This window comes from Edaphosphingomonas laterariae, from assembly GCF_900188165.1.
Taxonomy (GTDB): Bacteria; Pseudomonadota; Alphaproteobacteria; order Sphingomonadales; family Sphingomonadaceae; genus Sphingomonas_E; species Sphingomonas_E laterariae.
The window spans coordinates 14,463-31,629 of record NZ_FZOS01000029.1; the positions used below are offsets into that span (position 1 = coordinate 14,463).

The following is a 17,167-nucleotide window of genomic DNA, read 5'->3' on the forward strand; positions in this document are numbered from 1 at the left end:
GATCCGCAGATGCTCAAACTGCCCAAACTGCCCGAGAGAGTGCCCGTCAAGCTGTCGATCCAGATCTCGCCCGAACTCAACCGCACCTTGCTCGCTTATGCCGAGATCTATGCCGAAACCTACGGCCAGCGAGAGGCGATGACCGACCTCGTACCGGTCATCCTGCAAACCTTCCTTGAGGGAGATCGGCACTTCGCCAAGGCCATGCGCGACCGCAGGCTGCCTGTAAGAGGAGCGACAAATGCCTGAGGATGCATCATGTAGTCGCTACCGGGGAGAGCGGATCCTGCGCCTGCCGGCAGTCATCGCACGTACGGGTCTCAGTCGCTCGTCGATCTACCGGAAAATCGATGAAGGCACCTTCCCTGCCCAGGTGAAGATCAACCACAATTGCGTTGGCTGGCATCAATCTGCGATCGAAGATTGGATCGGCAATCCCAGGAGCTATGTTCAACCTTTCGATTGAGTCACGGCAAGTGAGCCTGCGATTTGATTGCACGACCTCAGCTTCCCGCCAGCCACTCGGAGTGCCGGGCCAGCGGCACACGATGACTGCCCATTGACAAATGGGTTGCCATACATCCGCCGTGGAGAAATGGACCGCCAATCCCAAGGGCTCCATTCAGCCTTTCGCCGATTGAGCCGGTAACTGTTCGCTCGCATTCGAGTTCGCCGGCATCGGAAGGGCCGGCACACCGGCAAGGAAGCAATCCCATTCCATCATGAGTTGCCGCCGCTTGGCGAGCGCGTCCCCGCGACGATAGGCACGCTCGACTTCATCGCCAACTGCATGCGCCAGCGCCGCTTCAGCGATCTCCCGTGCATGGTTTGTCAGCTCACCCGCCCAGTCCCGAAACGAGGACCGGAACCCATGGACGGTGAAATCATCCTCATCCAGACGCCGAAGCAGCATCTCCATCGCCATGTTCGAAAGCGGCTTGTCCGGGCTACGGCCAAAAAAGACGAAGCCGTCCGCTTCATTCCCCAGGAACGCGGCATGCTTGAGGATCTTCAGCGCCGCTGGCGAGAGTGGGACACGGTGCTGGATGCCCATCTTCATGCGTTCGGGTGGGACGACCCAGAGCGCATTATCCAGGTCAACCTCATGCCACCGCATCTTCAGGGTTTCGCTGGTCCGGGCAGCGGTCAGGACAGTGAACTCAAGCGCTCGGGCCGCGACAGCATGGCGATTCCGAAGGCGCCTCATGAATTCCGGCACCTGATCATAGGGCATTGCCGGATGATGCCGGCGCGCCGATATGCGTCGCTTCGGCAGCAGAAGTTCCAGATGCCCTCGCCACCGCGCCGGATTCTCACCGTCGCGCCAACCAAGCACCTTTGCCGCATCGAGCACGCGTTCAATGCGGCCGCGCACGCGAGACGCAGTTTCAGGTAGCGCGGTCCAGATCGGATCAAGGCATTTGATGACATCCTCTGTGGAAATAGACGCCACCGGCTCATCCCAGAGCCCGGCCGCATGGGTTTTGAGCGTGTTGGTCCATTGCTGCGTGTGCTTGGCGTTCTTCCAGCCGGGTTTCAGTCGCTCGATCACCGAGGTGGCAGCTTCCCCAAAGGATTTGTCTGACCTCTCCACCTTGGGATTGACCCCGTCGGCGACCATCTTTCGCGATTTTGAAGCTGCCTCACGCGCTTCCGCCAGCGATACCAGGCTTAATGAGCCGAGCCCCATTTCCCGGCGCTTTCCAAGCCATTGATAGATGAACACCCAAGATCGCGCTCCGCCGGCTCCGACCTTCAGGTAAAGCCCGTCTCCATCTGCATGCATCCCAGGCGCCCGAATTGTTGCGGCGCCGCGGGCAGTCAGTCTGTTCGTCCTCTTCGCCAACCTGTCCCTCCATTTTTAGGAAAGGGCATGTCGCGATCCTAAAAGCTTTCCTAAAACGCGACCAGGATTGGCAGGGCTTGCCTGGGACGTGCCGGAAAAATGGATCACGAAAACCCGCGGATTTCCTTGGGTTTTGAGATTAGCTGAGATGTTGGGGGAACGGGATATGGCGGAGACGGAGGGATTCGAACCCTCGGTACGGGTTAACCCCGTACGGCGGTTTAGCAAACCGCTGGTTTCAGCCACTCACCCACGTCTCCGGGAAAGGCCGTGAGCGCGGGCTATAGCGAGGACATCGGGGGTGATCAACCGGGTCGCTGAAACTACCCACACATAATTTCGACTCGGGTCGCCGCGCCATCGACTCGGATCGTCGCCCGTTCATTGCCGGGCAAGGCGCAGCGGCGCTATTCTGGCGAACATATTGCCCCGGGGGATGAAATAATGCCGAAGCTCCTTGCCACTTGCCTGCTCGGATTGGGCACGGCCGCGCTTGCCGCCGTGCCGGCCGCGGCGCAGGTCAGGACGGTCGATCCCAACACCGCGATCCAGGCCGATGTCGCGCCTGTTCCGGCAAGCGAGGCGGGATATGGCACCGATGTCACGGCGCCCGCCCCTGCCCCCGCTCCCACGCCTGCCCCGGCGGGCGAACCCGCGCCGGCAACCGCAGCCACCACCAGCGCGGAGGCCAATGGCACCTATCAGGAAAACGACGTGCTTTCGGCGGCCGAAGGGGTGTTCGGCCGGGGGGCCGAAGGCCTCGCCAAGATGATCGAGAGCATCCTCAAGGATCAGGGCGAGCCCAACGGCTATATCGTCGGGCGCGAGGCCGGCGGCGCCCTGGCGATCGGCGTGCGCTACGGATCGGGCACGATGTTCCACAAGGTCGAAGGCCAGCGCCCGGTTTACTGGACCGGCCCGTCGGTCGGCTTCGACATCGGCGCCAACGGCTCCAAGACGTTCGTCCTCGTCTATAATCTCTACGACAGTCAGGAGCTCTATCAGCGCTACCCGGCGGTCGAGGGGCAGGCCTATGTGATCGGCGGCTTCACCGCCAGCTACATGCGGCGCGGCGATGTGGTGCTGATCCCGATCCGGCTGGGCGTCGGCTGGCGGCTAGGCGCCAATGTCGGCTATATGAACTTCACCGAAAAATCGAAGATCCTGCCCTTCTAAAGGCTGCGCGGGCGGCGGAGGCGCATGATGCCGCCCCTCTCCGCCCGCCTACAGGCCCTGGTCGCCGCGCTGCCGCTGAGGCCGGGCCTGCGTGTGCTGGAAATCGGCTGCGGCCCGGGCGCTGCGGCACGCGATCTTTGCCGGCGGATCGGGGGCGGCACCGTCCTCGCCATCGATCGCTCCCCCCGCGCGATCGCGCAGGCCATCGCCGCATCCGGGCCGGAGATCGCCTCCGGCCAGCTCACCTTCCGCTCCATCGCAATCGAGGACTTCGCCCTCGCCGCTGGCGAACCGCCTTTCGACCTCGCCTTCGCCTTTCGCGTCGGCGCATTCGATGGGCGTCATCCCGAACGGTTCGACGTGGCGATAGGGCGGTTGCGGGCGGCGCTGGCGCCCGGCGCGCCCTTCTTCATCGATGGCGGCGCCCCGCTCCGCGCGATCGACCTCAGCCCGAAGTGTCAGGCCGGCCGGTAAGTCGCTTCGAAGCGCACCGGGCGCCCTTCGGCGGCATTGGCCAGCGTGCCTTCCCACATCACGCGGCGCCCGCGAATGATCGTGCCCACGGGCTTGCCGGTCAGTTGCATGCCGGTGAACGGCGACCAGCCGCATTTGGACGCCAGCCAGCTTTCCTCCACCGTCCAGCGCGCCTTCAGGTCGACGATCGAGAAATCGGCATCATAGCCGGCCGCGATCCGCCCCTTGGTGACGAGGCCGAAGACGCGCTGCGGGCCGGCCGAGGTGAGATCCACCAGCCGCTGCAGGCTCAGCCGCCCCTGCGCCACATGATCGAGCATCAACGGCAACAGCGTCTGCACGCCCGGCATGCCCGATGGTGACGCCGGATAAGGCTTGGCCTTTTCCTCGCGCAGATGCGGCGCATGGTCCGATCCCAGCACGTCGGGCACGCCCTGGTTCAGCCACTGCCACAGCCCGTCGCGGTGCGCGCCCGAACGGATCGGCGGGTTCATCTGGGCAAAGGTGCCAAGCCGGGGATAGGCATCCTCCCCCGCCAGCGTCAGGTGCTGGGGCGTCACCTCGCAGGTCGCGATATCCTTGTGGCCCGCCAGATATTCCAGCTCGGCCGGGGTCGTGACGTGGAGCACGTGGATACGGCGCCCGGTCTTGCGCGCCAGCGCGATGATCCGCTTCGTCGCCAGCAGCGCGCTTTCGTCGTCGCGCCACACCGGGTGCGAGGAAGGATCGCCTTCTACCCGTTCGCCCAGCCGCGCGTTCATCCGCGCCTCGTCCTCGGCATGGATGGCGACACGGCGGCTGCCCGAACGCAGCACGCGCTCCAGTTGCTCGTCCTCGGCGACCAGCAGGCTCCCCGTGGACGCGCCCATGAAAATCTTGATCCCCGCCGCGCCGGGCAGCTTTTCCAGCTCCGCGCAATGTTCCGCATTCTCGGCGGTCGCGCCGACATAGAAGGCATGGTCGCACCACATCCGCCCTTCGGCGCGCGCCAGCTTGTCGGCCAGCGCCTCGGGCGTATCGGTATTGGGCTTGGTGTTGGGCATTTCGAACACCGCCGTCACCCCACCGAGCACGGCGGCGCGGCTGCCGCTTTCCAGATCTTCCTTCGGCTCCAGCCCCGGCTCGCGGAAGTGGACCTGGCTGTCGATCACGCCCGGCAGCACGGTCAGCCCGGTGCAATCCACCACCTCGCCCGCATCGCCGACATTGCCGATCCGATCGATCCTGCCGCCACTCACGCCCACATCGGCGGTGATCGGGCCGCCCGGCGTCCAGACGGTGCCGTTCTTCAAGATCATATCGTGCGTGGGCATGGTGCTTTCCTTTCGTCGCCGGCCTCCCTAACTCTTTCGCATGTCGCAAGCCACCACTCTCGCCGCCACCACCCTTGCCGATCGCGCCGTCATCCGCCTTTCGGGCGAAGATGTGCGCGGGTTCCTTCAGGGCCTCGTCACCAGCGATGCCGCCGGGCCGCTGCCGGTATGGACCGCCCTGCTCACCCCGCAGGGCAAGGCCCTGTTCGATTTCCTGCTCTGGGCGGATGGCGATGACCTGCTGATCGATTGCGAGGCCGATCAGGCCGATGCGCTCGTTCGCCGGCTCAGCCTCTATCGCCTGCGCCGGCCGATCACGATCGCGCGCGATCCCGCGCTGGCCGTCCACTGGGCCGCCGAAGGCAGCGAAGGCGTTGCCGATCCTCGTCTGGCCGCGCTCGGCCGCCGCTGGATCGCGCCGGCCGGCGCAGGCGATGCCGGCCCCGCCTGGCGCGCCCACCGGCTCTCGCTCGGCGTCACCGAAGGCGCCGCCGAACTTGGGCAGGACAAGACCCTGTGGCTCGAAACCAATGCCCGCGAACTGAATGGCGTCAGTTTCACCAAGGGCTGTTATGTCGGGCAGGAAAATACCGCGCGGATGCACCACCGCGCCAAGGTCAACCGCCGGCTCGTGACGGTGCCGCTGGCCGATGGCGAACCGGCCGATCTGCGCGCATCCTATCCCGATCTCGGGCTCGGGGTCGCCCTGCGCCGGGTGGAAAGCCTGGACCCGGCATCGCTGCCGCCCTGGCTGGCCGAAGCGATCGCCGCCTGATCGGGCCGATCAGGCGCAGGCGGCCGCCCGCGCGGCCAGCGGCCCTTCCACCGCGTGTGTGAAATCCCGCCGCGACCCGCGAAAACGGGCCGCCGGGTCGAAATTTTCGGGCTGGTGCGCAAAGCAGGCACCGGGCGGCGGATTGGGCACATCTTCCTGCAAATCGGGGTCGAAGGTCCGCCCGACGGAAATGAACACCGCGCGCCGCAACAGCAGCGCCGCCTCGCGCTCATCGGCGGGCAGCTCCGCCGCCCAATGGCGCAGTTCACGCAGGCTGCGGCCGGCATGATCATGGGGCGGCAGCACGGTTTCCCGGTCGAGCCGCCAGTCGATCAGGACCACGCCGTCGCGGTCGATCACCGCCCGGCGCAGGCCATTCTTCCAGTCCTCGACGAACATGCGGAACAGGTGCGGCCGATCACCCCCTGCCTTCGACGCCGCGAACAGCGCGAGATCGTAGAGGTGGGTGCACTGCGCATAAGGCGAATCGAAACTGGCGACATCGGCCAGCGCGACGCCGGTCAGCCGTTCGATCAATTTCGGCCCGGCACCCGCGCACGTCGTCCACGGATGGCGGATGGTGGTCGCCTCGACACCGGTGATCGCACGCCCGTCATGCGACAAGGCGATTTCGAAATGGTGGAAATCATCCTCGAGATAAGCGAGCACGCGGCCCGGTCTCGGATCGATCAGGACGGCGCGGCGCAGGCCCGCCTCACCCGGCAGGAGCGGCGCGGCGCGGCGATCGGATGTCATCGTCATGGCCCTGCCCATGCCTTCCGCCGCCCCGGCAAATCAACCCCGGCGATTTACGGAACCCGGAATCGAAACGGCCGCCCCAGGCAATGAAGCCCGGCGCGGCCGTCGCGAAAGCTGAAAGCTATCAGCCCTTGATCTCGTCCCAGCCGAGCGAGGTCTTGGCCGTGCGGCCGTCGACGCTGATGCTCGCGAGCGGAACGCGATAGATCTTGGTGTTGTAGATGAAGGTCACGACGCCGTCCGACTGGCGGACCTGCTCGACGCGGCCCAGCTTCTTGCCGGCGTTGTCATAGAGCGCATAGCCCTTCTTGACGACGGTGGCTTCAGCGGCGGCGTCCGCCGGCTGGGCCATCGCAGCGGCCGGAACCGCCAGGGCAAGGGCGAGCGCACTGCGCAGCACAAACTTGTTCATTTTAAGCCTTTCCAACCAAAACCAATGCATGAACGCACAAAATGCGTTGCGCAGTGCAATCTATGCTGCGCTTGCGAACGCCCATGCAGCAAGTCAGCGAGTCGCTCAACCCCTAATTTTCGATTCAGCGTCGAAAATTATCGCAATTTTGATTCATCCCCGCAAAGCGCAGCTTTCAACGCTGCCAGGGGCGATCAGGGGCGCGCGCCACCACAGATCACATCCGTGATCATTTCGGTATCGCAATATTCCTTGAATTCCACGATCCGGCCATCGCGCAGCCGGGCAAGGAAATGATATTTATTATTATAATCGCGGCCCGAAACATGCCGCGCGAAGGATTCCGCCTCGATGGCGACGCGATCGTCCTGCGCGGTGATATCGTGGATCACGAAGCGCACGCCTTCGGGAAACGCCTCGTAGATCCGGCCCGCCGCCATGGCGATCTGGGCCTTGTCGAAGCTGCCGGAAATCAGCGTGCCGCCCATCGTCACGCAGCGGCCGTCATCGGCATAGCTGTCGACGATCGTCGCCACGTCCCCCGCGTTCATCGCGTCGAAGAAGCGACGCATCGCCGCGACATTTTCCTCCACGCCCATCGCCATCCTCCCGCAATTCCGGCCACCAGCCATGCGCGTGGCCATGAACCGCTGTCCAGAACGAAAAGCGATGACGAACGCCAGATCTGCTGTAGGATGCGGAAGAAAAGCGGAAATCATGTCCGCAATCATATCGGGAGGGCCGGAATTATGGAGCAGGCGTCGATCGTCCGCCCGTCAGGCAGGATGCCCTATCGCGGCTGGCTGGTCGTCATCGCCGGCTTTGCCAGCGCGATGCTGACTGTCGGGGCAACCATCTATTCCTTCGGTTTTCTGGTGCCGACTTTGACGGGCGAATTCGGCCTGTCCTACGCGCAGGCCAATTTCGGCATCATGGCGCTGCTGATCGGCATGATGATCTGGTCGCCCTTCGTCGGGCGGATGATCGATCGCTTTCCCGTGCGCTGGATGATGACGGTGGGCGCCGCGATCTTCGCCGGCGGCTTCCTGCTCCTCGCCAATGCCGGCTCGCTCCAGCTGATGCTGATCGCCACCGTCGGCCCCATCGCCTTCGGGATGATCGCGGCCGGCGCCATCGCCGCCAATTCGATCACCGCGCGCTGGTTCCGCCGCCGTCGCGGGCTCGCCATCGGCATCATCGCGGTCGCCACTTCGGCGGGCAATGCGGTGATGACCCCGATCGCGGCCTCGTCGATCGAACATTTCGGCTGGCGCACGGCCGTCGCCGCGATCGGCGTCGGCGTGGCCGTCATCATCGCCGTGCTCGCCCTTCTGTTCATGCGCGATCGCCCCACCGAGGCCGAACTCGTCGCGGCGGGCGAAGTCGTGCCCGATGCCCCTTCGGCGCAGGCCGCGCTCAACGAACCGGTCTGGTCCACCGCCGCGCTGCTGCGCGAACGCAATTTCTGGCTGATCATGTTCGGCTGCGGGCTGATCCTCGCCAGCGATCAGACGCTGATCCAGACGAACGCGCCCTATTTCAAGACCAAGGGCATCGGTCCGGTGGATGCCTCCTGGCTGATCTCGGTCGGCGGCATATCGGCGGTCTGCGGCAAGCTGATCGCGGGGTGGTTGGCCGATCATATCGACGTGCGCCGCGTGTTCGCGGTCGTCGCGCTGTTCCACATCATCCTGCTCGGCCTTTACATCGTGTGGCCCGGCTATTGGGCGATGCTGGCCGCTTTCGCGCTGATCGGCGTGGCGATCGGCGGCGTCTATCCGGTGTGGACGGTGCTCACCGCCAACAGCTTCGGATCGCGCAGCTTCGGCGCCGCGCTCGGCGCGATGGCGATCGGCATGCAACCGCTGTCGATCGCGTCGCTCTACGCCATCGGCCGCATCCGCGACGTCACCGGCAGCTATAATCTCGCCTTTGCCGGCCTGCTCGGCATGGTCGTGCTGGCCTTCATCCTCGTCAGCTTCGCAAAACCGGGCGCGTGCACGCCCAAGGCATAGGTCAAGGCGTGTCGGCGGCCGCCCTCGCCCGGTCGGCCGCCGCGAAATGGGCCATCTGGTCACCATGCGCCTTGATGAAGGCCGGCCGCGCCGTCGCCCGCGCCACATAAGCGCGGCAGGCGGGACGGCCCGCCAGCCCATCGAAATGATCGACGAGGCGCAGCACATCGGCCATCGCGATATCCGCAACGGAGAAGCGATCCACCAGCCAATCCCGGCCTGCCAGCACGGCCTCCATATGCTGCAGCCGGATCTTCAGGAAATCATCGATCACCGCCCAGGCGGCGGATTTGCCGCGCTCACCCGAAAAAGCGAGGATCGCCCATGGCAGCGCCGCCATCTCAACCGAATTGAGCGCCGCGAACAACCATTGCCTCACGCCGCTGCGCGCCTGCGGATCGGCGGGCATCAGCGCCGCGCTGCGTTCGCCCACATGCAGCAGAATCGCGCCGCTTTCGAAGATCGAAAGATCGCCGTCGACCAGCCATGGCACCTGCCCGAAGGGCTGATGGGCGAAATGCGCCTCGCCGCGCGTCTCGAACGGCACGGATGCGATGCGATAGGGTATTCCGGCCTCCTCCAGCGCCCAACGCACGCGAAGATCGCGCACGAAGCCGCGCGGCATTTCGGGAACCCAATCGAATGTGGTGAGCACCAGTTCGGACATCGCATCACTCCCGCCGGATGAAACCCTCGATCGCCGCGCGGGTTGCCGGCGCGGCGACCGGCCGTGGCGCGGCCGGGCTATTCGCCCGCCACCGCCGCATCCACCGCGCGCAGCCGTTCGATCAGCCGCGCCTCGCCCGCGCGACCCTCACCCTCGGCTTCATGCTCCACCTCGAACAGGCCGGCATAGCCGGCGGCGCGGATGGCGCGCAGCAGCGGCACCCAATTGGTCGTCCCGCCGCCCACATCGATCCGGCCCGGCCCTTCGCCCTCGGGCATATCGGCCACCTGCACGCCCCCGATCAGATCGGCGACGCGCCCGAACACCGCTAGCGGATCATCGCCATTCATCGCGATGTGGCCCGCATCGAACATCAGCCGCACCGCAGGGTGCGCCGCCTGACGCACCACCGCCTCGGCATCGGCGATCCGGGTGACGAGCATGTCGGGCAACCAGGACGGGCTGGTCATCTCCACGCACAATGCCACCCCTGCCCGGCCGGCCGCATCGCCCGCGCGCCGGAGATTATCGACCATCGCCGCAAGCTGCGCTTCGCGCGTCCGCGCCCGATCGAAACCCGCGACGCAGATCACCGTGCCGCCGCCGATCCGTTCCGCCGTCGCCAGCGAATGCGCCAGTTCCTTCATCAACGCCGCGCGCCCCTCGGCATCGTCGGCGCTCCAGCGCGGCAGGTTCCAACCCAGCGGATCGTGAACGAAGCTCGCCAGCTTCAGCCCGCGCCGCGCGGCATGGCCCGCCACCCGCGCCTGCTCGTCGGCGGGGCGCAGCGCGGCATAATTGTCCTGCACGCCGGCAAAGCCCAGATCGGCGATGAAGTCGATCTGGTCGAATGGGTCCGCCGACCGCGCGGAATGGCGGAAAAGCGGCGCATCCGGCCCGCGCAGGCCGAGATGCGCGGTCCAGGGCAGGTGCCAGCTCATCGGCTTTTCAGGAAATCGATGAGCACGCGGTTGAACGCATCCGGCTGCTCCTGCTGGATGAAATGGCCCGCATCCGCGATCTCCACCACGTCCACCAGTCCGGGCACGCGCCGTTCCATCCGCTCCCGCCATTCGGGGAAGAAGCCGAAGGACGGATCCTTCGCACCATAGACGAACAGCGTCGGCACGGTGACGTCATGGTCGGCCCAGGCGCGGCCGATCTCCCAATTGGCGTCGGCCGTGCGGTAGGAATTGAGCCCGCCGATCGCGCGCTTTTCAACCACCGGGTCGTCATATCCCGCCACGAAGCGGTCGAATTCCGCCTCGCTCAGCCAGGGCCAGGGCAAGGGCGGCGTGGGCGGCAGCGCATCCAGATAGCCCGCCCCTTCGGTCGGCACCTCGGTCCAGTTCCACAGATTGCCGTCGGCTGACAGCGCGTAAAAATCGCGCTTCAGGAATTCGGCGAGCTTGTTGCCCAGTTCACGATCCGCCGGGCCAACCTCCTGAAAATAATGGAAGTGCAGGAAATGCTGCGCGGCCATCGCGGCAAAGCGCAAGGACGGCGGATGATCGGTCGATGCCATCACCGGCTGCGGCGGGCTGCCCGCCGGCAGGCTCGGTGCCGATCCCAGCATCGCGCGGCCGGCAAGATCGTAGTCATAGGGGATCGTCGTCACCAGCGCGCGCACCCGTTCCGGCGCGCGGACGGCCAGGTTCCACGCATATTGCGCGCCGAAATCCTGGCCGATGATGAAGGCGTCCTTCGCGCCAAAATGATCGAGGATCGCCAGCAGGTAACGCTGCATATGATCGGAATCGTAGAGATGCTGCTCGGCCGGCCGGTCGCTCTTGCCATAGCCCAGCGAATCGATCGCCACCGCCTTGAACCCGGCATCGGCCAGCGGCTGCATCTGGTGCCGCCACGACCAGGAAAGCCCCGGAAAGCCGTGGATCATCAGCACCACCGGGCCTTCGCCGGCCGTCACCGCATTGATCGCGACGCCGCCGACGTCGATCCGCTCTTCGTTCATTCCATCCTCTCCATGTTCGGCGGCAACCTTCCAGCCGTGGCCATTCTGCGGCAAGTGGCGGCTGTCGAAATCGAGCCACGAATTCTGTGGCACCATGGCGCTTTATCCGCCGCGCCGCATGTGCGATGCCACAAGGCGATGGCGACCTTATCCACGCTCCTCAGCATCATCGGCTGGATCATCCTCGCGCCCGTGGCGCTTGTCGGCACGGTCTTCGCGGTGGAAACCGCGATCGGGCTGGTGGCGGGCCTCCGCCGCCCGGCCGCCCCGCCGATCGCCCCGCAGGATATCGCGCTCGTCATTCCCGCGCATGACGAAGCCGCCGGTATCGGCACGATCCTTGGCCGGCTGAAGGCCGTCCTGACGCCCGGTGTCCGCATGCTCGTCGTCGCCGACAATTGCACGGACGACACCGCCGCCGTGGCCCGCGCCGCCGGGGCCGAGGTGATCGCGCGCCACGATGCCAGCCGCCGGGGCAAGGGCTTCGCTCTTGCCTTCGGGCGCGATCATCTGCGCGCGCAGCCCCCGCGCGCCGCGATCGTCATCGATGCGGATTGCGTGGCCGATCCCGGCGCGCTCGAACGGATCGCCGCGCTTGCCGTCGCCACCGGCCGGCCGGTGCAGAGCGCCTATCTGTTCAGCCCGCGCCGCGATGCCGCGCCGATGGTGCAGATTTCCAACTTCGCCTTTCTGGTGAAGAACCTGATCCGCCAGAACGGTGCGCGGGCAATCGGCGCGCCGGCCCTGCTCACCGGATCGGGCATGGCCTTTCCGTGGGAAATCTTCGGCCGGGCGGCGCTCGCCACCGACAATATCGTCGAGGATCTGGCGCTCGGCGTCGATCTCACGCGCGAAGGCCACGCGCCGATCTTCGACCCCCAGGCCCTTACCTGGACGCAGCCGAGCACCGAAGGCGGCACGCTCACCCAGCGCACCCGCTGGGAAAATGGTTTCATGACGGTCGCGCGCAAGCAGGCGCTGCCGCTGATCGGCGAAGCGTTGCGCAAGGGGCGCCCGGCACTGCTGTGGACCGGCCTTCACCTCCTCACCCCGCCGCTCGCCTTGTTGATGGCGCTCAATCTCGGCGCGGCGCTGCTGCTCGGCCTGCTTGCGCTGATCGGCATGCCGTCCGCACCCTTCGCCGCGGCCACCGCCTTGTTCGGCGTCAACGCGCTCCTTGTTCTCGCCGCCTGGGCACTTCACGGCCGCGCGCATATGGGCCTGGGCACGATCCTGCGGCTGCCGCTCTACATGCTGTGGAAATTGCCCATCTATCTCCGCCTCGTGCGCGGCGGCGAAACCCGCTGGATCAGGACGGAACGCGAATAAAGCCCGCTTACTCGCCCCGCCATTCGGGCTTGCGCTTCTCGGCAAAGGCGCGCGTGCCTTCCTGCGCATCGGCGCTACGATAAGCGCGTTCCCAGGCATGGCGGGCGGCGCGGAGTGCCGCAGTGCGCCCCATCTCCGTCGCCAGGTGAACGGTTTCCTTGCCGGCCAGCACCGATAAAGGCGCGTTTTCCACGATCTCGGCCGCCAGCGCGATCGCGGTGTCGAGCAGCGCATCGGGTTCGGCCAGCCGGTTCACCAGCCCGATCTCATAGGCGCGCTGGGCGCTGATCGGCTTTCCCGTCAGGATGATTTCCATCATGATCCGCTGCGGGATCATGTGGATCAGCGGCGCGGCCCAAGGCGAACCACGCCCCACCTTCACCTCCGTGATGGCAAAACGCGCCGCCGTGCTCGCCACGCACAGATCGCATGCCTGCGCCAGCAGCCAGCCGCCGGCATAAGCGACACCATTCACCGCCGCGATCGTCGGCTTGGTCACTTCGATCGTGTCGCCCGGAATCGGGAACATCCCGCGCGGCGGCACCGTCAATTTCAGCTCGGCCATCTCCTTCAGGTCACCACCCGCGCAGAAGGCCTTGGCGCCCGTCGCCGTCAGGATCGCGACACGCAGGCCCGGATCGCGCTCGAACCGCTCCCAGGCGGCGAACAGCCCGTCGCGCACATCGCGGCCCAGCGCGTTGAAGCTGTCGGGCCGGTTGATGGTGATGACGGCGATGCCATCGTCCCGCGCGTCGAACAGCACCGCGTCGCTCATCAATATCCCCTTTTCGCAATCTCGAACGCGGCGCGATCCAGTGTCTCTCGGAAATCGGGATGCGCGATCGCCACCAGCCGCCGCGCGCGCTCCGCCAGGCTTCGCCCCTTCAGTTCCGCCGCGCCATATTCGGTGACGATCACGTCCGCCTCGCTCCGCGCCGTGGTGACGGGGCCGGAAAGCGCAGGCACGATCCGGCTGGCCTTGCCGCCCGCCGCCGTCGCCGGCAGCGCGATGATCGAACGTCCCCCCGGCGCACGCGCGCCGGCGCGAACATAATCGACCTGCCCGCCCGTCCCGCCGATATAGGCGCCATTGGTCTGTTCGGCGTTCACCTGGCCTGTCAGGTCCACCTCGACCGCTGAATTGATCGTGACGAGCTTCGGAATCGCGGTCAGCACCGCATCGGCATGGGTCAGCCGCGACGATCGCATCCCCACCGCCGGGTTGCGATCGGCAAAATCATACAGCCGCCGCGTCCCGATCAGCGCGCCCGTCACCGACACGCCGGTCTCGAACGGCTTCAGCGCATTGGTGACGACGCCGGCTTCGACCAGATCGACCAGCCCGTCGCCGATCATCCCCGAATGGACGCCAAGATCGCGCCGGTCGCGGATCAGTTGGGTGATCGCGTCAGGCACGGCACCGATGCCGACCTGGATGACCGATCCGTCCCCGATATAGGCGGCTGCATGCCGCGCGATCGCCAGATCGCCTTCGCCGATCGCCGCCGGCTTCACCTCCACGGGCGGGCGCGACACATCGATGCGATAGTCGATCCGTGCCGCCGGCAGCAGCGCATCGCAATGCGTAAACGGGATCTGGTCGTTGACCTCCGCCACCACCACCCGCGCTTTGGCGACGGCCGCCTGCACATAATCGTTGATCAGGCCGTAGCTATGATTGCCATCGGCATCCGCCGGGCTGACCTGCACGAAGGCAATGTCGCAGCCGATGATCCCCGCTTCGATCATGCCGGCAATCTGGCCGACATGACAGGGCACCACCGCCAGCGCACCGGCCTTGGTCAGCGTTCGCAGCGATCCGATCGCCCCCATGCTGGAAAGCGCGATATGATCGGTGATGTCCGGCGTCAGCAGCCCGGAAAAGCTCGACCCGGCAAAGGCCGATACGCCGCCCAGATCGGCACGCTGGGCAATCAGCGCCTCGATCAGCGTCGCCGGTTCGCCGCAGGCCTGGCCCCAGACCACATGGTCGCCCGGCCGCATGAAGCGGCCCAGTTCCAGCGCCTCGGCCCGCAGCGTCTCGGTCATGCAGCGCCCACCCGCGCCAGCACCGCCTTGGCGCGGTTGAGATGGGGCAGGTCCAGCATCTCGCCCTTGTGGCCGATCGTCCCGATGCCCGGATTGGCGGCAAACAGATCGACGATCTCGCGCGCGGCCGCGACCTCCGCATCGCTGGGCGTGAAGGCGCGGTTGATGATCTCCACCTGCGCCGGATGGATGGCGAGCATCCCCCGGAAGCCGGCGCGGCGCACATCATTGGCCACCTGTTCCAGCCCCGCTTCGTCGCGGAAATCGCCATGGATCGTCTCGATCGCCGGCACGCCCGCCGCCGCCGCGCCGACAAGGCACAAAGTGCGGGCAAGCTGATAGGGAAATTCGTAGGCGCCATTCGCGTCGCGATTGGCGATCGCACCGATCGCGGTGGCGATATCCTCCGCCCCCCAGGTCATCGCCGCCAGCCGGGGCACGCCTTCATAGCTGCCGGTCGCCAGCATGCCTTGCGGCGTCTCCGTCGCGACGATGATCACCGCGATGGTGCCCGGCGCCTCCCCGGCGGCCACTTCCAGCGCGGTCAGATAATGGTCGAGCAGTTCCACATCCGCGCGCCCGCGCGGCTTGGGCAGCATCACGCCGCCCGGCCCCGCCGCGACGATCGCCGCCAGATCGTGCAGCGCAAGGCCGCTCTGCAACGGATTGATCCGCACCCACAGCCGATCGCGCTGATCGCGATGGGCGCGGAGAAACTCCGCCACGGTCGCCCGCGCGGCGGGCTTGGCGCTTTCCGCCACCGCGTCTTCCAGATCGATCAGCAATATGTCGGCGGCGGTGCCGATGCCCTTGGCGAGCTTCTTCTCGCTGTCGCCCGGAATGAATAGCCAGGACCGCGCACCCGCAGCCCGTTCAGAAGCCGACATGATCTCCACCCTTCAAAGCCAGTATCTGCCGCGCTTCATCGGGCGTCGCGATCTCCAGGCCAAGCCCCTCCAATATCTTTCTGACGGTCGTCACCTGTTCGGCGTTGGATTCCGCCAGCCGCCCCGGCCCGCCCCACAGATTGTCCTCCAGCCCGACGCGGACATTGCCGCCCATCGATGCCGCCATCGCCGCGATCGGCATCTGGCTGCGCCCCGCCCCCAGCACCGACCAGCGATAATCCGCGCCGAACAGCCGGTCGGCGGTCCGCTTCATATGCATCACATCATCGGGATGCGATCCGATGCCGCCCAGCAGGCCGAAGCAGGTCTGGATGAACAAGGGCGCCTTCACCAATCCCTGCGTGTAGAAATAATGCAGGTTGTAGAGGTGGCTGGTGTCGTAACATTCGAACTCGTAACGCGCGCCCGTCTCGTTCAGCGTGCGCAGCGCATATTCGATGTCCTTGAACGAATTGCGGAAAACCAGGTCGCGGCTGTTTTCTAGCATCTGCGGTTCCCAGTCATGCTTGAACGCCTTGTAGCGGTTCAGCATCGGGAACAGGCCGAAGTTCATCGACCCCATGTTGAGCGAGGCGATTTCGGGCCGCCACACCGTCGCCGGGCGAATGCGTTCGTCAATCGGCATGAAGGGCGAGCCGCCGGTGGTCAGGTTCACCACCACGTCCGATCGCTGCTTGATGACGCGCAGGAACGGCTCGAACGCCTCCGGCGTTTGATCCGGCCGGCCGTCTTCCGGGTTGCGGGCGTGGAGGTGGACGATCGCCGCGCCGGCCTCCGCCGCCGCCAGTGCCGCCTCGGCAATCTCGGCAGCCGTCACCGGCAGATGCGGCGACATGCTGGGGGTATGGATCGATCCCGTCACCGCGCAGGTGATGATGATCTTGCCGGCCATGGTCATCCTCCGAACCTTCGGGCGAAGTCTATGCGCTCGCCTTCGGATTCATAAAATGAACATGATTCACTATGAAGTCCAGCCCGAAACGCACGGGCCGGACCCAACAGGCTCAGGCGGCGATCGCCACCTCTTCCGGCACGCCGAAATTATGCGCCAGCCGTTCGAGATCGAGGATCAGCACCATCTCGCCATCGACCGAAACGATGCCCTCCAGCAGCTCGTCCTGCCCGTCGCCGCTGATGCCGGGCGGCGGCTGGACCGCCGCGCCGTCGATCGTCGCGATATCGTTCACCGCATCGACGATCAGGCCATATTGCCGATCGCCGATCTGCAGCACCATGATGACGTGCCGGGCGCCGGGTTCGGTATCGCCCCAGCCCAACCGCGCCGAAAGGTCGATCACCGGCAGCACCATGCCGCGCAGATTGACGATGCCGCGCACGAAGGCGGGCACCTGCGGAATCGGCGTGGTCGGCGACCAGGCACGAATTTCGCGCGTCGCCATGATGTCGACGCCCAGGCACTGGCTGCCGACGTGAAAGGTGATGAGCTGGCGTGTCATTGCGCTGTCTCCCCC

20 protein-coding genes and 1 tRNA gene are annotated in these 17,167 nt (G+C 66.1%); 7 read left to right on the forward strand and 14 right to left on the reverse strand.

Annotated features, from left to right (window positions below; genetic code table 11):
- Positions 1 to 9: 9 nt before the first annotated feature.
- Positions 10 to 249, forward strand: a complete 240-nt coding sequence (locus tag CHB74_RS17685) for a DUF2274 domain-containing protein (protein WP_089220863.1) — start codon at positions 10 to 12, stop codon at positions 247 to 249.
- Positions 242 to 466 (forward strand): helix-turn-helix transcriptional regulator, encoded by a 225-nt coding sequence (locus CHB74_RS17690; protein WP_089220864.1) that lies wholly within the window; start codon positions 242 to 244, stop codon positions 464 to 466. The genes CHB74_RS17685 and CHB74_RS17690 overlap by 8 nt, the downstream gene beginning before the upstream one ends.
- Before the next feature lie 156 nt (positions 467 to 622).
- On the opposite strand, the gene CHB74_RS17695 is transcribed toward CHB74_RS17690, so the two are convergent.
- A complete protein-coding gene (locus CHB74_RS17695; RefSeq protein ID WP_089220865.1) occupies positions 623 to 1,846 on the reverse strand; it encodes a tyrosine-type recombinase/integrase in 1,224 nt (407 codons plus the stop codon).
- 167 nt (positions 1,847 to 2,013) lie between these two features.
- Positions 2,014 to 2,106 (reverse strand) — tRNA-Ser (locus CHB74_RS17700).
- Positions 2,107 to 2,290: 184 nt separating this feature from the next.
- Here CHB74_RS17700 and CHB74_RS17705 point away from each other — a divergent pair.
- Positions 2,291 to 3,022: a DUF1134 domain-containing protein gene (locus tag CHB74_RS17705; RefSeq protein WP_089220866.1), complete on the forward strand. Its 732-nt coding sequence runs from the start codon at positions 2,291 to 2,293 to the stop codon at positions 3,020 to 3,022.
- A gap of 24 nt (positions 3,023 to 3,046) precedes the next feature.
- Positions 3,047 to 3,496 (forward strand): SAM-dependent methyltransferase, encoded by a 450-nt coding sequence (locus tag CHB74_RS17710; RefSeq protein ID WP_089220867.1) that lies wholly within the window; start codon positions 3,047 to 3,049, stop codon positions 3,494 to 3,496.
- Here CHB74_RS17710 and CHB74_RS17715 read toward each other — a convergent pair.
- Positions 3,481 to 4,809, reverse strand: coding sequence for a dihydroorotase (locus CHB74_RS17715; RefSeq protein WP_089220868.1), 1,329 nt, complete (start codon positions 4,807 to 4,809; stop codon positions 3,481 to 3,483). The genes CHB74_RS17710 and CHB74_RS17715 overlap by 16 nt on opposite strands.
- 40 nt (positions 4,810 to 4,849) lie before the next feature.
- Here CHB74_RS17715 and ygfZ point away from each other — a divergent pair, with 40 nt between their 5' ends.
- Positions 4,850 to 5,584 carry a CAF17-like 4Fe-4S cluster assembly/insertion protein YgfZ gene (gene ygfZ / locus CHB74_RS17720; RefSeq protein WP_089220869.1) on the forward strand — a complete coding sequence of 245 codons (735 nt, stop codon included), beginning with the start codon at positions 4,850 to 4,852 and terminating at the stop codon, positions 5,582 to 5,584.
- A 9-nt stretch (positions 5,585 to 5,593) separates the two neighbouring features.
- Here the strand turns inward: ygfZ and CHB74_RS17725 are convergent, their stop codons facing one another.
- From CHB74_RS17725 to CHB74_RS17735, 3 genes are all read right to left on the reverse strand, one after another.
- Positions 5,594 to 6,346: a hypothetical protein gene (locus tag CHB74_RS17725; RefSeq protein WP_245843002.1), complete on the reverse strand. Its 753-nt coding sequence runs from the start codon at positions 6,344 to 6,346 to the stop codon at positions 5,594 to 5,596.
- A gap of 121 nt (positions 6,347 to 6,467) precedes the next feature.
- The gene (locus CHB74_RS17730; RefSeq protein WP_089220870.1) at positions 6,468 to 6,755 is read right to left on the reverse strand and encodes a hypothetical protein; all 288 of its coding nucleotides are present in this window, start codon (positions 6,753 to 6,755) and stop codon (positions 6,468 to 6,470) included.
- 194 nt (positions 6,756 to 6,949) lie between these two features.
- Complete coding sequence (locus CHB74_RS17735; RefSeq protein WP_245843003.1) at positions 6,950 to 7,360, reverse strand: nuclear transport factor 2 family protein; 411 nt, start codon at positions 7,358 to 7,360, stop codon at positions 6,950 to 6,952.
- Between the two features lie 144 nt (positions 7,361 to 7,504).
- Between CHB74_RS17735 and CHB74_RS17740 the strand changes: the two genes are divergently transcribed.
- On the forward strand, positions 7,505 to 8,770 hold the full coding sequence (locus CHB74_RS17740) for an MFS transporter (RefSeq protein WP_089220871.1): 1,266 nt from the start codon (positions 7,505 to 7,507) through the stop codon (positions 8,768 to 8,770).
- A gap of 1 nt (position 8,771) precedes the next feature.
- On the opposite strand, the gene CHB74_RS17745 is transcribed toward CHB74_RS17740, so the two are convergent.
- From CHB74_RS17745 to CHB74_RS17755, 3 genes are all read right to left on the reverse strand, one after another.
- Positions 8,772 to 9,437 (reverse strand): glutathione S-transferase family protein, encoded by a 666-nt coding sequence (locus CHB74_RS17745; RefSeq protein WP_089220872.1) that lies wholly within the window; start codon positions 9,435 to 9,437, stop codon positions 8,772 to 8,774.
- A 77-nt stretch (positions 9,438 to 9,514) separates the two neighbouring features.
- Positions 9,515 to 10,378, reverse strand: a complete 864-nt coding sequence (locus CHB74_RS17750) for a sugar phosphate isomerase/epimerase family protein (protein WP_089220873.1) — start codon at positions 10,376 to 10,378, stop codon at positions 9,515 to 9,517.
- Positions 10,375 to 11,505 carry an alpha/beta fold hydrolase gene (locus tag CHB74_RS17755; RefSeq protein ID WP_245843004.1) on the reverse strand — a complete coding sequence of 377 codons (1,131 nt, stop codon included), beginning with the start codon at positions 11,503 to 11,505 and terminating at the stop codon, positions 10,375 to 10,377. The genes CHB74_RS17750 and CHB74_RS17755 overlap by 4 nt, the downstream gene beginning before the upstream one ends.
- A gap of 42 nt (positions 11,506 to 11,547) precedes the next feature.
- On the opposite strand from CHB74_RS17755, the gene CHB74_RS17760 reads away from it, so the two are divergent.
- The gene (locus tag CHB74_RS17760) at positions 11,548 to 12,738 is read left to right on the forward strand and encodes a glycosyltransferase family 2 protein (protein WP_089220874.1); all 1,191 of its coding nucleotides are present in this window, start codon (positions 11,548 to 11,550) and stop codon (positions 12,736 to 12,738) included.
- Positions 12,739 to 12,745: 7 nt separating this feature from the next.
- On the opposite strand, the gene CHB74_RS17765 is transcribed toward CHB74_RS17760, so the two are convergent.
- From CHB74_RS17765 to CHB74_RS17785, 5 genes are all read right to left on the reverse strand, one after another.
- A complete protein-coding gene (locus CHB74_RS17765) occupies positions 12,746 to 13,513 on the reverse strand; it encodes an enoyl-CoA hydratase/isomerase family protein (RefSeq protein WP_089220875.1) in 768 nt (255 codons plus the stop codon).
- Positions 13,513 to 14,787: an acetyl-CoA hydrolase/transferase family protein gene (locus CHB74_RS17770; RefSeq protein WP_089220876.1), complete on the reverse strand. Its 1,275-nt coding sequence runs from the start codon at positions 14,785 to 14,787 to the stop codon at positions 13,513 to 13,515. Before CHB74_RS17770 ends, CHB74_RS17765 begins: the two co-directional genes overlap by 1 nt.
- Positions 14,784 to 15,674 carry an HpcH/HpaI aldolase/citrate lyase family protein gene (locus tag CHB74_RS17775; RefSeq protein WP_089220877.1) on the reverse strand — a complete coding sequence of 297 codons (891 nt, stop codon included), beginning with the start codon at positions 15,672 to 15,674 and terminating at the stop codon, positions 14,784 to 14,786. The genes CHB74_RS17770 and CHB74_RS17775 overlap by 4 nt, the downstream gene beginning before the upstream one ends.
- On the reverse strand, positions 15,661 to 16,587 hold the full coding sequence (kce, locus tag CHB74_RS17780) for a 3,5-dioxohexanoate:acetyl-CoA acetone transferase (RefSeq protein WP_179220898.1): 927 nt from the start codon (positions 16,585 to 16,587) through the stop codon (positions 15,661 to 15,663). The genes CHB74_RS17775 and kce overlap by 14 nt, the downstream gene beginning before the upstream one ends.
- A gap of 112 nt (positions 16,588 to 16,699) precedes the next feature.
- Positions 16,700 to 17,152: a chemotaxis protein CheW gene (locus tag CHB74_RS17785; RefSeq protein ID WP_089220879.1), complete on the reverse strand. Its 453-nt coding sequence runs from the start codon at positions 17,150 to 17,152 to the stop codon at positions 16,700 to 16,702.
- Between the last annotated feature and the right edge of the window lie 15 nt (positions 17,153 to 17,167).

Bases quoted from the DNA above. Each gene is read 5' to 3' on its own strand.
- CHB74_RS17685 (WP_089220863.1), top strand. From the start codon at position 10: ATGCTCAAACTGCCCAAACTGCCCGAGAGAGTGCCCGTCAAGCTGTCG.
- CHB74_RS17690 (WP_089220864.1), top strand. From the start codon at position 242: ATGCCTGAGGATGCATCATGTAGTCGCTACCGGGGAGAGCGGATCCTG.
- CHB74_RS17705 (WP_089220866.1), top strand. From the start codon at position 2,291: ATGCCGAAGCTCCTTGCCACTTGCCTGCTCGGATTGGGCACGGCCGCG.
- CHB74_RS17710 (WP_089220867.1), top strand. From the start codon at position 3,047: ATGATGCCGCCCCTCTCCGCCCGCCTACAGGCCCTGGTCGCCGCGCTG.
- CHB74_RS17715 (WP_089220868.1), bottom strand. From the start codon at position 4,809: ATGCCCACGCACGATATGATCTTGAAGAACGGCACCGTCTGGACGCCG.
- ygfZ (WP_089220869.1), top strand. From the start codon at position 4,850: ATGTCGCAAGCCACCACTCTCGCCGCCACCACCCTTGCCGATCGCGCC.
- CHB74_RS17725 (WP_245843002.1), bottom strand. From the start codon at position 6,346: ATGACGATGACATCCGATCGCCGCGCCGCGCCGCTCCTGCCGGGTGAG.
- CHB74_RS17730 (WP_089220870.1), bottom strand. From the start codon at position 6,755: ATGAACAAGTTTGTGCTGCGCAGTGCGCTCGCCCTTGCCCTGGCGGTT.
- CHB74_RS17735 (WP_245843003.1), bottom strand. From the start codon at position 7,360: ATGGCGATGGGCGTGGAGGAAAATGTCGCGGCGATGCGTCGCTTCTTC.
- CHB74_RS17740 (WP_089220871.1), top strand. From the start codon at position 7,505: ATGGAGCAGGCGTCGATCGTCCGCCCGTCAGGCAGGATGCCCTATCGC.
- CHB74_RS17745 (WP_089220872.1), bottom strand. From the start codon at position 9,437: ATGTCCGAACTGGTGCTCACCACATTCGATTGGGTTCCCGAAATGCCG.
- CHB74_RS17750 (WP_089220873.1), bottom strand. From the start codon at position 10,378: ATGAGCTGGCACCTGCCCTGGACCGCGCATCTCGGCCTGCGCGGGCCG.
- CHB74_RS17755 (WP_245843004.1), bottom strand. From the start codon at position 11,505: ATGGTGCCACAGAATTCGTGGCTCGATTTCGACAGCCGCCACTTGCCG.
- CHB74_RS17760 (WP_089220874.1), top strand. From the start codon at position 11,548: ATGGCGACCTTATCCACGCTCCTCAGCATCATCGGCTGGATCATCCTC.
- CHB74_RS17765 (WP_089220875.1), bottom strand. From the start codon at position 13,513: ATGAGCGACGCGGTGCTGTTCGACGCGCGGGACGATGGCATCGCCGTC.
- CHB74_RS17770 (WP_089220876.1), bottom strand. From the start codon at position 14,787: ATGACCGAGACGCTGCGGGCCGAGGCGCTGGAACTGGGCCGCTTCATG.
- CHB74_RS17775 (WP_089220877.1), bottom strand. From the start codon at position 15,674: ATGTCGGCTTCTGAACGGGCTGCGGGTGCGCGGTCCTGGCTATTCATT.
- kce (WP_179220898.1), bottom strand. From the start codon at position 16,587: ATGGCCGGCAAGATCATCATCACCTGCGCGGTGACGGGATCGATCCAT.
- CHB74_RS17785 (WP_089220879.1), bottom strand. From the start codon at position 17,152: ATGACACGCCAGCTCATCACCTTTCACGTCGGCAGCCAGTGCCTGGGC.